Here is a 239-nt window from a genome sequence, read left to right as displayed (position 1 = left end):
AGTTCAGGCTCGATGGGCAGGGCGTCGAGGTTGTCGGCGATCAGGTTGGCAATGGCGCGGATGCTGCTGGCGACCATCTGCCGCCTGAGCGCATCGAGCCGTTCGAAGCCTTCGTCCAGGCCTTCTTTCGAGCTGTTGTAGGCGCGGCCGAGCCATTGCAGGGAGGGCAGCATCGGGCTGCGGAACAGGTCGGAAAGGTAGGCGGCGCCGTTGAGGGCGCGGGCGCGGCTGGGTGCGAG

The 239-nt window shown here is 67.4% G+C and carries 1 protein-coding gene; it reads right to left on the bottom strand.

Features of this window, described 5'->3' with window-relative positions; all coding sequences use genetic code 11:
- Positions 1–239 (bottom strand): hypothetical protein (locus ACLJNW_RS28200; RefSeq protein ID WP_410961931.1); only part of this gene is annotated, 239 nt, incomplete at both ends.

The organism is Salmonella sp. SAL4457 (assembly GCF_046548235.1).
Classification (GTDB): domain Bacteria; phylum Pseudomonadota; class Gammaproteobacteria; order Enterobacterales; family Enterobacteriaceae; genus Salmonella; species Salmonella enterica.
Note: the sequence above shows the minus strand (reverse complement) of the source record. Positions and strands in the feature narration are given on the sequence as shown.